The following is a 13,981-nucleotide window of genomic DNA, read 5'->3' as shown; positions in this document are numbered from 1 at the left end:
TCAGCCTGATGTGTTATTTATTACCTTTTAATTCACCTCGTGTTAAGTGATAAAGCAAAGACTGAATCGTTGTTCGCCTATGAAAAGCTTGGCGCCAAACAACTGACTGCTCACCATCGATAACATCAGCGGCAACCTCTTCGCCTCGATGTGCTGGCAGACAATGCATGAATATTGAATCTTTAGCAGTTAAATTCATTAACTCTCTGGTCACTGAAAAAGGTGTAAGTGCGCTAATTTTTTCATTTCTATCTGCCTCGGAATCTCCCATTGACATCCAAACATCAGTATAAATCGCACTGGCCCCTTTCGCGGCTGATTTTGGATCTGTAAGAATCTCAATTTTACCGCCAGATTTCTTAGCGATCTCATTAGCTTGATTTACTACAGCTGCTTTTGGTGCCCACTTACCTTGAGGTGTGGCAACAACTACATGTGCACCCATGGTGGCACCCATTATCAGCCAAGCGTTAGCAACATTATTTCCATCGCCAACATATACAAACTTACGATTTTTAAAACTTTTACCAAATCTTTCGGTAATAGTTAGCCAATCAGCAAGCAGTTGAGTTGGATGGTCGTCATCAGTTAATGCATTGATCACTGGAATACTGGCGTACTTTCCCAGCTCATCAACATCAGATTGAGCAAAGGTTCTAACAATTAGAGCGCTGCAAAAACCTGAAATTACTTTGGCAGTGTCAGCAATAGATTCACCCCGACCAATTTGCAAATCATCAGCACGCATAAATATAGGAGTGCCACCTAAGTGAGCCACTGCGCTCTCTGATGCCAGCCGAGTTCTAGTTGAAGATTTAGTCATATAAATTGCCACTGTTCGCTTGGCTAAGGTTTTTTTCGCTTGTAATGGTTTTTTAGCAAACTTTCCGGCGGTCTCCAGCAGCATTTGAATATCTGATTTGGACAGATCTGAGGTACGAAGTAGATCCTTTAAAGGTGTGCTCACTGGTAAATGGTAGGCGATAAAGTTGGATTAAGATTTGGCCATGGGATTTCTCGATGATTTAAGGGGTAAATCAGGTAAAACTGACCTGCTTGAAAAGGAAGATCTCGTGCCAACTGATGAGGGTGATCATGAGCGGTTTTCACATTACGTTGATAAGAACAAAATTACCGAGTCTGCAGTTACTGGAAAAGCTGTCCGTGCGTTGTGTGGAAAGAAGTGGATACCTAATCGTGACCCACAAAAATTTCCAATCTGTCCAACATGTAAAGAGATTCACGCCCGCTTAAAGTAAATTCTCAGTTAAAACCGATACTCTAAAATTCATGAGATCGCGTAAGTTGCTAATGATATTGAGCGCATTTACTTTTGTGGTCTCAACACTTACACCTGCTAATGCAAACAATCCGCCAAGAAGAATTCTCTCTGGTTGGCTTCCTGATTACAATCTAGCTCGCAATTTGCCAACTGTTGAAGGAAATTTAGATCTGATTCGAGATATTTCACCATTTTGGTATGGGCTAACTGGTGAAACAACAATAAAGGATAAGTACGCGCTGGGTAAGTACACAACATCAAAAGAACAAGTAATTGCAAGATTGCGAGCAAATGGCTTGTTATTGCTGCCAACTATTACCGATGACACAAAAAAACTTGTCTTGGCAAATCTTTTAGCTAATCCAACTTCAAGGACTAACATAGTTCAATCAATTAAGTCTTTGGTTTTAAAGTATAACTATGATGGCATTGATCTAGATTTTGAAGTTTTCTATACCCAAGATGGTAGATCTACCTGGCCAGCGTTAAAACCAAATTGGATTATTTTTATCAAAGAGCTCTCTGCTGCGTTGCATGAGCAAGGAAAACTTTTATCAGTGACTACGCCACCAGATTTTGCTCCCGAGACTAAACGAGCAGGTAATAATGTTTATTCTTGGGCTGAGATTGGACCACACATTGATCGGCTTAGAATTATGGCGTATGACTTTTCAACTGTAAATCCTGGCCCAATTGGTCCACTGCCATGGAGTGAGGATGCGGTTAAGTATGCGGTGACTCAGATGCCAGCTTCAAAAGTTTTTTTGGGAATACCTGGGTATGGTAGAGATTGGATTACCAAAGTTGAGGGCGTATGTCCCAAAGATTTTGCATCTTCAGTTGTAGTTGGCGCAAAGGCTGCAGTGGTAATGCGGGAGGCAGCAGCTCTTGCTGCAAGTAATAATGCAACCATTACTTACAACTCAACTCATGCAGAGTCCACATTTACTTATCGAAAAACTTATGTCGACCCCACAAATTCAGCGAGTTTTTGCACCGCCGCTAGAACTGTTTGGTTTCCAGATGAAAAAAGCTACGCTGCCAGAACTAACTTAGTTGGCAAGTATCGCTTAGGTGGTATTGCAGTCTGGACCTTTGGCATGGAAAATGCTGCAGCAATTACCGTGGTGCGAGATATCGCCAAATCAATTGCTCCAGATCAGGTATTAGGAGATATTGCTACTGATCTTGAGCAGATTGCATACGGGACAGCTTTTAATCTGACAGGCACCTTTAAACTTCCAGACAAAACCCCTATCGCATCCCTAAATGTCAGATTTGAAATCAAAAATAACACCGATAGCACTTGGCGCACCTTAGCGGCGGGAGTAACTGATGCTGCTGGGATCATTGCAATACCGGTATTGGTGGGGCAAAAAAGTGAGATCAGATTAGTTTCAGAAAGTAGTTGGGAACGTACTGAAGGTAAGACTGCTGCAAAAACAGTCTCGGTAATCCCAAAGCTTAGATTAGATCTGCCATCTTCAATTAAACTCAACACCACCTACGCAGTATCTGGTCAGATGTTGCCAAAACTTGCTGAGATTAAATTGTCAGTGAAGGAAAATGGCAAATCATTGGGTGATTTCACCACCGATGTTAATGGGGTGTTCACCTTTAATATCAAGCCAGCTGCAACAGGGGTACACACCTACCAAGTACTTATTGCTGAAAGCGGTAAAAATATCAGTGGTCTAAGTGATGAGATCTCTGTTTTAGTTAGATAATTCACCCATGAGTTCTCAGACCCAACTTGAGGAAACATTAGATCTTAGTAAGTTCTTTGACCACCTATGGGTAACAATTGTTTGGGATGATCCAGTTAATCTAATGAATTATGTAACCTATGTTTTTATCAAATTGTTTGGGTTTTCAAAAGAAAAAGCTAATAAATTAATGATGCAGGTTCACACAGAGGGCAAAGCGGTGGTTGCCTCTGGCAGCCGGGAGGAGATGGAGCGAGCAGTGCAGCAACTTCATGAACACGGCTTATGGGCAACGCTGCAAAGAGATGACCATGGCAGATCCTAAATCAAGTACTTTCACAATTACTTTGAGTAATGATGAGTTACATATTCTGATAAATCTAGTTGAGCAATTACTGGAATTACTTGGTGAGGCAAATTTTGTTCACCATTATCAATCTGATGACCCATTTGCACAGTTGATGTTTGCAGCAATGGGAAATATACAATCACCAGTTGAGCAACCGCAGGATTTGGTTTTACGCAGATTACTGCCAAACGCCTATGCGGATGCTGAGAGCTCTGCTGAGTTTCGCAAATACACTGAGATGTCTCTTCGGACTGCCAAGCAAAAATACCTGTTTTACCTACGTGAGCAACTATTGCCAGCTGTTGAAAAGGAGTTGGTGAAAGCTGATATTCAAGTTTCTGACCCATCCGCTTGGGCAATTGCTATTAATGATCTTCGACTTGCCTTGGCAGTTAGATTAGATATTGAGCAATCTTCATATGAAAAGTATGAGTTGATGAAGAACAGTGATCCGCAAAAACCTTTATATGCAGTCTACTTTTGGTTAGGTGGACTGCAGGAGCGGATGATTAGTAATTCATAAATAAAAAACGGGGCCAATTTCTTGGCCCCGTTAATTTACTTTAGAGATTTATGCATCCGCCTTCATGCCTTCAGCCTCTGACTTCATCCTTGCAATCTTAAGGATGGTTAGACCGAATACGCACTTCGCCAATACATCGGCAATTGTGTAACCGATCTGGCGATTAACAAATGCGCCAGGATCTGTTGCTGATTGACCAAGAATTGGTAATAGGTATGAAATTGGATAAACGCCCCAAGTAGCGATCAATAGCAAGCGCAAGCGACCGATGGTTGCTGCAACTCCTGCTGGTTGACGATCTAGGGACTTTGAAAGCTCTACGAACAATACATACAAGATGTATAGGAAAGGTATTGTTGAAAGAACACCCCAAAGAACTTTGGTGTTGTTCTCAGTTGCGATCTCACCTGGATATCCAAGTGCGATCATTGCAGCTGATGCTGGAACTAAGCGGTTAATCAATGAAGAAGCCGCCGCCTTAGCAAGAGCTAGAACTGCTACTACCTCAACTAGTAGTAGAGGAACGGTTAGGATCCAGTCAACATAACGATATCCCTCGTTAAAGTCTCCTGCTCCTGTTCCTACCTTGACTGCGCCATCAACAAATGAATCCTCAAATGAGTTGAAAATTCGCATGTAGTGGTATGCCGCAATGAATGTAACCATTGATGACATAACCAGAGCTGTGCGGTATTTAGGTAGTACACGTGATTGTGAAACTAATGTGTAGATAGTGCAGGCAAGCATTGATACAAGTCCAAATGAAAGGATGTTGTATACAATCCCGAACTGATCTGCAGATAGTGCGATTGAATTCATCTAAATAAGCCTCCGTAGGCATTTAGGTTGCTCATGACCTTTTGGCCACAAGCCAGCAGGCATTTGTAGCCTCATATGCAGGCGGCAACTGCTTGCTTGGGTATAAGGGTGGTGGTTACTGACCAGTGGAGCAAGTGATTTCACCCTGATTTCTCCTTAAATCTTAAGTATTTTTTATGCTAAATAGGTGTAAATCGGACATTTATTGCGGGTTTGACCAAGGCAACCCATAGCAAGATCTGCCATTTACACTTACCCAAATGGCTACCGCTAAGCAACCAAGCAAGAGAGAGCCGATTGGCATCTTTGATTCTGGGGTTGGTGGGCTGACGGTTGCCAGGGCGATTATTGATCAACTTCCCGGTGAATCAATTCTTTATCTGGGCGACACTGCCCGTGGTCCTTATGGCAGCCGATCATTAGCCGAGGTTCGAAGTTACGCACTGGAGATTATGGACCAATTAGTTGCCGCCGGGGTTAAGGCGATTGTGATTGCTTGCAACACTGCAAGTGCTGCGATGCTGCGAGATGCTAGAGAGCGTTATCAAATTCCAGTAATTGAGGTTATTCAACCGGCGGTAAGGCGGGCAGTGGCTGCCACCCGGAGTGGAAAAATCGGCGTGATTGGCACCAGTGCAACAATTGAATCCAAAGCTTATTTAGATGCCTTCGCCGCGGCACCTCAATTTTCAATTACCTCAAAGGCCTGCCCATTGTTTGTGGAGTATGTTGAATCTGGAAAAACCTCAGGGGATGAGATCACCAAAATTGCCCAAGATTATCTAGCTTCAATGAAACAGGCGCAGATCGATACCCTAGTTTTAGGTTGCACTCATTACCCACTGCTTACCGGCGTGATCTCTTATGTGATGGGAAATGATGTAACGCTAGTGTCTAGTGCGGAGGAGACTGCCAAAGATCTCTATCGCACCTTAGTCGAGGCGAATCTATTAAATGATCAGGTAGGAAAGGTGAGCCATAGATTTGTGGCAACTGCAGATCCCGATAAGTTTGCCACCTTGGCTAAAAGGTTTTTAGGTCCTGAGGTACTAACCGTCTCTAATCAGATCTAAATAATATGAAAATATCAAACAATGCAAGAGAGTAAAGGGAGATCTAAGTGAGTAGAGGCGATGGTAGAACCAATGATCAATTGCGCCCCATTAAATTCACTCGTAACTGGCTAAATAACGCCGAAGGATCGGTATTAGTTGAGTTTGGCAATACTCGTGTGCTTTGCGTTGCATCCTTTACACCTGGTGTGCCACGGTGGTTGGTAGGTAAGGGTGAGGGTTGGGTAACTAGTGAGTATGCAATGTTGCCTAGAGCAACCCACACCAGATCAGATCGGGAGAGTGTTAAGGGAAAATTAGGAGGCAGAACGCAGGAGATCTCTAGATTAGTTGGCAGATCACTGCGCGGAGTGGTTGATATGAAGGCTTTAGGCGAGAACACAATTGTGATTGATTGTGATGTGTTGCAGGCAGATGGTGGCACTCGCACCGCTGCAATAACTGGTGCTTATGTGGCGCTGGCAGATGCAATCAACTGGGCAAAGGCAAATAGCCATATTGGCAAAACGGTAAACCCAATCACCCAATCAGTAGCTGCCGTCTCCGTTGGCATTATCAACGGGCAGCCGCTCTTAGATCTTTGTTATGAAGAGGATGTGAGTGCACAGACTGATATGAATATTGTCTGCACCGGTGATGGTAATTTTATTGAGGTACAAGGCACCGCCGAGGCAAAGCCCTTTGATCGCGCCCTACTAGATCAATTATTAGATTTAGGCGTAAAAGGATGCGCCCAGCTGACAAAATTACAAGCAGAAGCTTTAAAGCAGTAACTTTTCTTACACCTGATGCGCAAACTGGTTTTGGCAACAAAAAATGCCGGCAAGATTGTTGAATTCAAGCGATTATTAGCTGAGCATGCTAAAGATATTATGGTTTTAGGCTTAAATGATTTTCCAGATATGCCAGATGTGGTGGAGAGTGGAAAAAGTTTAAGTGAGAATGCCAGATTAAAGGCGAAGGCAATCTCAGATTTCACCCAGCTGCCAGCCCTGGCTGATGACAGCGGATTATTTATTGATGCCCTCAACGGTGATCCAGGTATTTACTCAGCACGTTGGGGTGATTATCTGGGTGAAGATAGTAGCCAACGTGATTTGGTCAATATAAATAAAGTATTAGAGCAACTTAAATCAGTTGCCAAAGATAAGCGCGGTGCTCAGTTTAAAGCGGTGGTGGCTTTATATCAGCCAAATCCAACTGGGTCGGCTAACGAAAAAGAGGCGGAAGGGGTTTTGCCTGGCGAGATTGTTTTTCAACCAATAGGAAATGCTGGTTTTGGTTATGATCCAATTTTTATGCCTACCGGTTTTAATCAGAGCTTGGCACAACTTTCACCTAGGGTGAAGGATGAGATTAGTCATCGGGGCATTGCACTGCGCAGAATGATGCCTTTTTTGCAGACAAATCTCTAATGCCACTAGATATTCACTTAGGCGAAATAGGTTATTTACTGTTGTATCCTTATCTCATCCTCCCCTAAGGAAATCTCAACTATTCTTGTCCTGCTGGTAAATATTTTTACCAGTACTGATCAATAAGGAGTTTTAAGTGGCCGCAAAGAAAAAGGCAGCAAAGAAGTCTGCTGCAAAAAGAAGTTCAGCAAAACGCACTGTGAAAAAAAGTGCTAAACGTACGACCACAAAGCGTAAGGTAAAAAAGAGCGCTAAAAAATCTAGTAGATCAACGGTCCGTTATTCAATTCCATCAGTGCCGGTAAGTGGATCATCAAGATCATCTCTCTCATCGATCTCAACTACTCCAAAGCCTTCATCAGGAGTTTCCTACAAGCCTAAATCGACTTCAAGTGATTCTTCCTCATCTAAGGGAATTGTTATTGCTGTTGTAGTTGGCATTTTAATTTTGGCAGTTGCGGTGATTTCTAAAAATTCAAACTCTGATACTGCAACTGTTACCCCAACCCCAGCAGCATCAGAATCTGCTGAACCAACAACTGAGCCAAGTTCAGCACCAATTGGTGCCTACGAAGCACCAGTCGGAATCGTCTCTTTATACAATGATGGTGGTGCAACGGTAAATTGGAAGACTCCTGCAGCAGCTGAAGGAATCACTGGTTACAACGTTGAATTGCGTGCAAATGGTGTTGGTGAGTGGAAATTAGTTGCCACCGTTCCAGCAACACAACTAAAGCAACAAATTACCAAAAATGATGAAACTGGTTGGGTTCAGGTAAGAGTATCCACGGTTTATTCAGATGGTGAAGTAGTTGCCGGCAAAGTTCACGGATTGCCAGGCAGCTGGTCTTAATCTAAATATTAAAATGGCCCTTAAGAAAATTAAGGGCCATTTTTATTTTCTAAATCTTATGCAGGCGTTTTACTAAAAACACTCAAAACTAAATCGACATATACATCAGAGCCAGTCGGGCTCAAGTGAACACCGTCAGGAGCAAATAATTCTGGTCGACCTTTAGAGATTCGATCCCAATCCACTAATTTTACATTTGGATACCTTGCAGAAACTTTTGAAATTATTTCGTTGTTTGCATCTTTCCATGCCCTGGGAACCGCGGTGTTTACCACAATAATTTGTGGCTGATTTTTAACAGTTTCAAAAATATCTATTACGGTCTGCTCAGACAAAGCGTTGTTATTACCCAAATTAAATATAACAGGTGAGGAAGGAACCGAGGTTTGATCCACCCGCATAACTGCTAGTAACTCTGGTGCTTGCCTGCCAACCCTGGCATTAATTAGCGAGATGTGTTCTTTGCTCTCCAACTTACTTCTTATTCCCAAAATAACACTGTCACCAGTTACCCAAAGCCCAGTTGTACTGCCTAAATCTTGCTGATTTGGCTCGGAAGGGATTATCTCTTCCAGCACTTGGTTTGTAATTTGGTCAGCTTTATTTATTGCTTGTACTGAAATAATTGATGTTACGGCCAGTACTGCGATTACCGAGGTTAACAATGAAACCTGTTGGCGAAGCCTGATCTTGGTGGAGCGGTATTTCATTCCCCGAAACCAGTTTTGTACTGAACCTTGTCTAAATGGAATCTCAACCCAACGCAGTGAGATATCAGCAAGTGCAAGCACCAATAGAACTCGTGCCAGATAAAGTGCCCAGGTTTGTCCAGATAAATCTACAGAGGGTCTAGTCACTTGAAATATTACCCAGTGCCAAATATAGATTCCATAACTACGTTGACCGACCCAGCGAAACGGGGCGGTGCTGATTATCGGTGCAAATCTTGATGCGGGATGAACTAGCGAAATAATTACCAAACATCCAAATATGCCCGCTAGTGGAAATGCCAGTCGATAAAGATTTGCATTTGATTGATCTATAAATAAAAAGATTGAGATCAATCCCAATAAGCCAACAACTCCAATGCCATCAATAACATCTTGAGCCCGTTTTGTAATGGCACCACCAAGGTTTTGAGGGATCCACGAGACTGCCAGTGCTGAACCAAGAAATAATCCAAGTGAATGGGTGTCAGTACCAAAATAAATATGACTGATTTGTTTGGCGTTTGCTTGATCAAGACTGAGGGAAACAATAAATAAAGTCACACCAGAGATCATGGCAATACCCAATGCAATTCTTGCGATATTTTTCTTTCCAAAATACTTCAAAATTGTTAATAAAATAATAGGCCAGATCAAATAAAACTGTAATTCAACTGCTAAAGACCAAGTATGTTGCAGTAAGGGCGGGCGACCGATGGTTTCAAAATAATCTTGATTTTTTGCAACTAAATACCAATTTATGCTGCCACTAAGAGCGTATGGTAAATCGGTTAAGAAACGCTTAATTGCTTCTGGCGCCCAAACACCAATAAAGATAATCGTACAAATCACCATGAAAATAAAACCAGGGTAAATTCTTCGAAGCCTTGCAGCATAGAAGGCTCTTAGGTCTAGTGCACCTGATTGATTTATTGAATCAAGAATTAGCCGAGTAATGACATATCCTGAGATTACAAAAAATAAATCCACACCCAAAAAACCACCCGGGATCCAAGAGATTCCTAGGTGGTATAAAACTACGGCAGCAACTGCAATTGCGCGTAGGCCATCAATTGATGAGATATGGCGAACACCAACTTTGCCAGTCACATGCTTTGTGTTCACTCAGTAATCCAATGCTAAGAAGTTAAGCATGGCTAACTCCAACTTTAAGAGTTATTTCTTTTTCTTTTTACTAGCAGTATTTTTCTTATTTATTGCTTTTTGTTTTCTAGCAGCTGCCGCTGCGGCTTTCTTACCCGCCCCGGCCACAAAAGTTTTGTTAGTTGGCCTATTCTCAGAATCTAAATTTGCGTAGATATCATCTTGCAACTGTGACAGCCGATCGAAGGCGTGCTTCAACTTTTGTCTCGATTCCTGAATTGCGCTTTCAGCAGCATTTAAAGATGCATTCTGAGTTCGGTGGAGCCGTTCTGCCTCAGATATCGCCGATGATAACCAGGAGCGATAATCCACAATATTCTTACTAGCATCGTTGACCAGTTTTTGCGCATCGCGCTTTGCTGCTGCACTCAACGCACTTGCTTCCCGTGATGATTTATTGAGAATTTCATCGGCTTTGGCTTCAGCTGTTATTACTAGATCTGCAGCATCATCCTCAGCAGCAGAGATATATCTGCGTCCCGTAGATTCTGCTGATGAAAGAATACTTTTAGCTTTAGCTTCTGCGGCTTCTAGCTTTTCCTTTGTATTGCGACTTGTTTCATTAATTATTTTTTGTGCTGCCGCATTTGCCCTTGCTTCACGTTGTTGCGCAGACTTAATCATTGTCATGGCAGTTTCAGTTGCCAAAATTTCAAACTCTTCGCGGCTTAGGCCGGTAATGTCCCTACGTGAGCGCAGGTCATTCAATTGGTTTTCCAGCTCTCGAATTCTCTCTAACGCATTTTGGGCAGGCGCAGATTTGCCTTCTTCCTCGCCTTTAAATCCAACCCAACTTAGTAGTTTCTTTTCAGCCATGTCCTTAGCCTTCCCTACCAACAAATTATTTACAACTGGTGCGGGAGGTGGGACTTGAACCCACACGCCGAAGCACAGGTTCCTAAGACCTGCGTGTCTGCCATTTCACCACTCCCGCAATTATTTCTTGAGTGAGGGGGAAAGATTACGGTGTAAATGGCGGCATCACCAAAATCCATCGACCTTTAGCAAGCTTAAGCGGGTAGCCTTGCTCAAATGAGTGCAGATTCGGTGCAAAATAAGGTTGCGCAAGCAATCCTCAAAGCGCTGGCACTGGCCAAAAGTAGCGGTGAGTTAAATTGTGAATTGCCCCAGCGGCTAATCCTCGATCGACCAAAAAATCGTGAGCATGGTGATTATGCAACTTCAGTCGCCTTATCTCTGGCGAAGGTTGCCAATAACCAACCACGGGTGATCGCTGAGGTGATTGTCAAAACCCTTTCGGATAACAATCTATTAACCCCTAATGGAATTAGTAAAATTGAGATTGCCGGCCCAGGATTTATCAACATAACTTTAGAAAGTGCAAGTCAAGCAGGTGTAGTGAGTGAAATTCTTACCCTAGGTAAGAAATATGGGACTTCTAGCGCACTTGATGGAAAGCGAATTAATCTTGAATTTGTTAGTGCAAATCCCACCGGACCATTGCATTTAGGGCACACCAGGTGGGCGGCGGTGGGAGATTCCTTAGGTCGAGTATTAGCAGCTGCCGGGGCAGAGGTATCAAGAGAGTTTTATGTTAATGATCGCGGCAATCAGATGGATTTGTTTGGCCAATCACTACGTGCTGCGGCGCTTAAAATTGCTATCCCTGAAAATGGATATCACGGTGAGTACATAGTGGATTTAGCAAATGAGATTACTCAAGCCAATCCTAACTTTACCAAATTGGCAGAATCAGATTCAATTGCAGCATTTAGAGATACTGGGTATCAGCTGCAGTTAGCGCAGCAGCGTAAAGTTTTAGAGAATTTTGGCACCCATTTTGATACCTGGTTCTCTGAGCGAACACTCTACGAAAATAACTTCTTCGTTCACATTTTAGATAAATTGAAATCTTTAGGCCATGTATATGAAGCGGATGGTGCTACCTGGCTTCGCACAACTGATTTTGCCGATGATAAGGATCGAGTAATGATTAAGTCCGACGGATCCTTTGCTTATTTTGCATCTGACTCTGCTTATTACATTAGCAAGCGAGAGCGCGGATTTAATTTATGTATTTATATGCTTGGCGCAGACCATCATGGATATGTGGGCCGGATAAAAGCAATAGCAGCCTGCGCTGGCGATAATCCAGAGGATGATGTTGAAATATTAATTGGGCAAATGGTGAAAATTATTGAAGGCGGGCAAGAATTAAAACTTTCGAAACGAGCTGGAACTATTATTACCCTAGAAGAGTTAGTAGAAAAAGTTGGAAAAGATGCAGCCCGATACACATTAACAAGATATCCGACTGATACACCAATGGTTATGGATGTCGATCTGCTGAAGAAAAATACAAATGAAAATCCAGTTTATTACGTGCAGTATGCGCATGCTCGAATTTGCGCAGTACTTCGCAATGCCAAAGAGTTTAAAATTAAATTTGGTTTAAACTCATTTTCACCAGAGTTGCTGGTGCATGAAAGAGAGCGAGAATTAATTGGCTTAATCGCTCAGTACCCTAAAATTGTTGCAGCTGCTGCGCAAATGCGCCAACCTCACAGAGTCGCTAGATATATTGAAGAGGTCGCTGGCCAGTTTCATCGCTTTTATAATGATTGTCGAGTACTGCCACTAGGTGATGAAAAACCTGGGCCTTTAAACTCTGCTCGCGCCAGCCTTGCCATGGCAACTGCGCAGGTAATCAATAATGGTTTAGATTTACTAGGTGTTAGCGCTCCGGAGAAGATGTAATGGCAAATACTAATTATTCAACCTCATTATTCTCTACAAATCTAAAGTTTTCTGATGAAAATCAGTATGGCGCAGAGTTGTCGATAGCTGGCTGTTCAGCCGCTCAACTTGTGAAAGAGTTTGGTTCACCAATATTTGTCTTAGACCAAGATGATTTTTTTATGCGAACTAATGCTTGGCGCGCCGCGCTTAATACTTCATTTGGCTCAGGACAGCTTTACTACGCAGCAAAATCATTTATTTGTGTTGAGGTAGCAAGGTGGCTAAAGCAATTAAAAGTTGGATTAGATGTTTGTAGTGGCGGTGAATTAGCAGTTGCTCTGGCTGCAGAGTTTCCTGCAAGTGATATTGAATTTCATGGTAATAATAAATCAGTAGATGAGATAAGTACTGCAATTAAGTCGGCGGTAGGCACTATTGTGATTGATTCATTTGATGAAGTAGAGCGAGTGGCTGAGATCGCAAAAAGTCTAGGCAAGATTCAGAAAGTTTATTTGCGATTGACTCCGGGCATTGATGCTCATACACATGAATTCATTTCAACTGCTCATGAGGATGTAAAATTTGGTTTTTCAATTGCATCGGGGGCAGCGAGCGAGGCACTTGATAAATGCATGTCTTATCCATCATTAAATTTAGCAGGTGTGCATTGCCATATTGGTTCACAAATATTTGAGGTAAGTGGTTTTGAAGCAGCAGCAATGCGATTAATTGATGTACTAGCAAAATTTCGCGATCAGCATGCAAAGGAGCTGCCGGAGTTGAATATTGGCGGTGGCTATGGAATTGCTTACACAAAAGGTGAGCGAGCCATCGCACCAGATGAGGTAATTCCGGCAATTGCTAAAGTAATTAAAAGTGCTTGTGACAAACTTAAACTATCTATCCCTAAGATCTCAATCGAGCCAGGAAGAGCGATTGTTGGTCCCACCACCACCACTATTTACTTAGTAGGAACTACAAAATCAGTTACCTTGGAGGATGGCTCAATTCGTAAATATGTATCAGTTGATGGTGGAATGAGTGAGAATATTCGCCCTGCACTTTACGGTGCCACCTACTCAGCATTTTTAGCAAATCGCAGCTCTACTGCAAAAAGTATTTCTACCAGAGTTGTGGGTAAGCATTGTGAAAGTGGGGACATATTGATTTCAGATATCCAATTGCCAAGTGATATTAAAATTGGTGATTTGCTGGCGATTCCAGCCACTGGTGCGTATGGTCGTAGTATGGCTAGCAATTACAACCATATTCCAAGGCCTTCAGTTATTGCCGTTTTAAATGGCAGCGCTCGAGAGATTTTACGCCGAGAAACGCAGGCTGATCTACTCAATCTTGATGTAATTCAAGCGCCACGGCAACTGTCGTAAGT

Annotated in this window: 14 protein-coding genes and 1 tRNA gene; 10 read left to right on the top strand and 5 right to left on the bottom strand. The window is 42.6% G+C overall.

The genetic code is table 11. The features are described 5' to 3' along the window. Nucleotides 1-13 precede the first annotated feature (13 nt). A complete protein-coding gene (gene argF, locus B1s21160_RS05030; RefSeq protein WP_095672652.1) occupies nt 14-967 on the bottom strand; it encodes an ornithine carbamoyltransferase in 954 nt (317 codons plus the stop codon). Nucleotides 968-1,007: 40 nt separating this feature from the next. Between argF and B1s21160_RS05025 the strand changes: the two genes are divergently transcribed. From B1s21160_RS05025 to B1s21160_RS05010, 4 genes are read left to right on the top strand one after another with little or no spacing between them, the layout of a single operon-like run. Next, the gene (locus B1s21160_RS05025) at nt 1,008-1,259 is read left to right on the top strand and encodes a DUF3039 domain-containing protein (RefSeq protein WP_095672651.1); all 252 of its coding nucleotides are present in this window, start codon (nt 1,008-1,010) and stop codon (nt 1,257-1,259) included. 31 nt (nt 1,260-1,290) lie between these two features. After that, entirely contained in the window at nt 1,291-3,009 is a 1,719-nt protein-coding gene (locus B1s21160_RS05020; RefSeq protein WP_095672650.1) for a glycosyl hydrolase family 18 protein, read from the top strand. A 7-nt stretch (nt 3,010-3,016) separates the two neighbouring features. Beyond that, nucleotides 3,017-3,313 (top strand): ATP-dependent Clp protease adapter ClpS, encoded by a 297-nt coding sequence (gene clpS, locus B1s21160_RS05015; RefSeq protein ID WP_095672649.1) that lies wholly within the window; start codon nt 3,017-3,019, stop codon nt 3,311-3,313. Next, a complete protein-coding gene (locus tag B1s21160_RS05010; protein WP_223297939.1) occupies nt 3,300-3,860 on the top strand; it encodes a DUF2017 family protein in 561 nt (186 codons plus the stop codon). The genes clpS and B1s21160_RS05010 overlap by 14 nt, the downstream gene beginning before the upstream one ends. 48 nt (nt 3,861-3,908) lie before the next feature. Here B1s21160_RS05010 and B1s21160_RS05005 read toward each other — a convergent pair whose 3' ends face one another. Continuing rightward, a complete protein-coding gene (locus tag B1s21160_RS05005; protein WP_095672647.1) occupies nt 3,909-4,679 on the bottom strand; it encodes a bacteriorhodopsin-like in 771 nt (256 codons plus the stop codon). Between the two features lie 260 nt (nt 4,680-4,939). Between B1s21160_RS05005 and murI the strand changes: the two genes are divergently transcribed. The 4 genes from murI (at nt 4,940) to B1s21160_RS04985 (ending at nt 8,020) form a co-directional block, all read left to right on the top strand. After that, complete coding sequence (gene murI / locus B1s21160_RS05000) at nt 4,940-5,752, top strand: glutamate racemase (protein WP_095672646.1); 813 nt, start codon at nt 4,940-4,942, stop codon at nt 5,750-5,752. A gap of 47 nt (nt 5,753-5,799) precedes the next feature. Then, a complete protein-coding gene (rph, locus tag B1s21160_RS04995) occupies nt 5,800-6,525 on the top strand; it encodes a ribonuclease PH (RefSeq protein ID WP_095672645.1) in 726 nt (241 codons plus the stop codon). Between the two features lie 15 nt (nt 6,526-6,540). Then, on the top strand, nt 6,541-7,167 hold the full coding sequence (gene rdgB / locus B1s21160_RS04990; protein ID WP_190276933.1) for an RdgB/HAM1 family non-canonical purine NTP pyrophosphatase: 627 nt from the start codon (nt 6,541-6,543) through the stop codon (nt 7,165-7,167). A gap of 136 nt (nt 7,168-7,303) precedes the next feature. Then, complete coding sequence (locus tag B1s21160_RS04985; protein WP_095672643.1) at nt 7,304-8,020, top strand: hypothetical protein; 717 nt, start codon at nt 7,304-7,306, stop codon at nt 8,018-8,020. Nucleotides 8,021-8,076: 56 nt separating this feature from the next. Here the strand turns inward: B1s21160_RS04985 and B1s21160_RS04980 are convergent, their stop codons facing one another. From B1s21160_RS04980 to B1s21160_RS04970, 3 genes are all read right to left on the bottom strand, one after another. After that, a complete protein-coding gene (locus B1s21160_RS04980) occupies nt 8,077-9,852 on the bottom strand; it encodes an acyltransferase family protein (protein WP_095672642.1) in 1,776 nt (591 codons plus the stop codon). Between the two features lie 51 nt (nt 9,853-9,903). After that, nucleotides 9,904-10,707 (bottom strand): coiled-coil domain-containing protein, encoded by an 804-nt coding sequence (locus tag B1s21160_RS04975; RefSeq protein WP_095672641.1) that lies wholly within the window; start codon nt 10,705-10,707, stop codon nt 9,904-9,906. A gap of 36 nt (nt 10,708-10,743) precedes the next feature. Continuing rightward, nucleotides 10,744-10,825, bottom strand: a tRNA-Leu gene (locus B1s21160_RS04970). A gap of 98 nt (nt 10,826-10,923) precedes the next feature. Between B1s21160_RS04970 and argS the strand changes: the two genes are divergently transcribed. Together argS and lysA are read left to right on the top strand one after the other, a co-directional pair. Continuing rightward, nucleotides 10,924-12,609, top strand: coding sequence for an arginine--tRNA ligase (gene argS, locus B1s21160_RS04965; RefSeq protein WP_095672640.1), 1,686 nt, complete (start codon nt 10,924-10,926; stop codon nt 12,607-12,609). Next, nucleotides 12,609-13,979: a diaminopimelate decarboxylase gene (gene lysA, locus B1s21160_RS04960; protein WP_095672639.1), complete on the top strand. Its 1,371-nt coding sequence runs from the start codon at nt 12,609-12,611 to the stop codon at nt 13,977-13,979. The genes argS and lysA overlap by 1 nt, the downstream gene beginning before the upstream one ends. The last annotated feature ends 2 nt before the right edge of the window (nt 13,980-13,981 follow it).

Origin of the sequence: Candidatus Nanopelagicus hibericus, from assembly GCF_002288005.1 — a bacterium.
GTDB lineage: Bacteria > Actinomycetota > Actinomycetes > Nanopelagicales > Nanopelagicaceae > Nanopelagicus > Nanopelagicus hibericus.
Note: the sequence above shows the minus strand (reverse complement) of the source record. Positions and strands in the feature narration are given on the sequence as shown.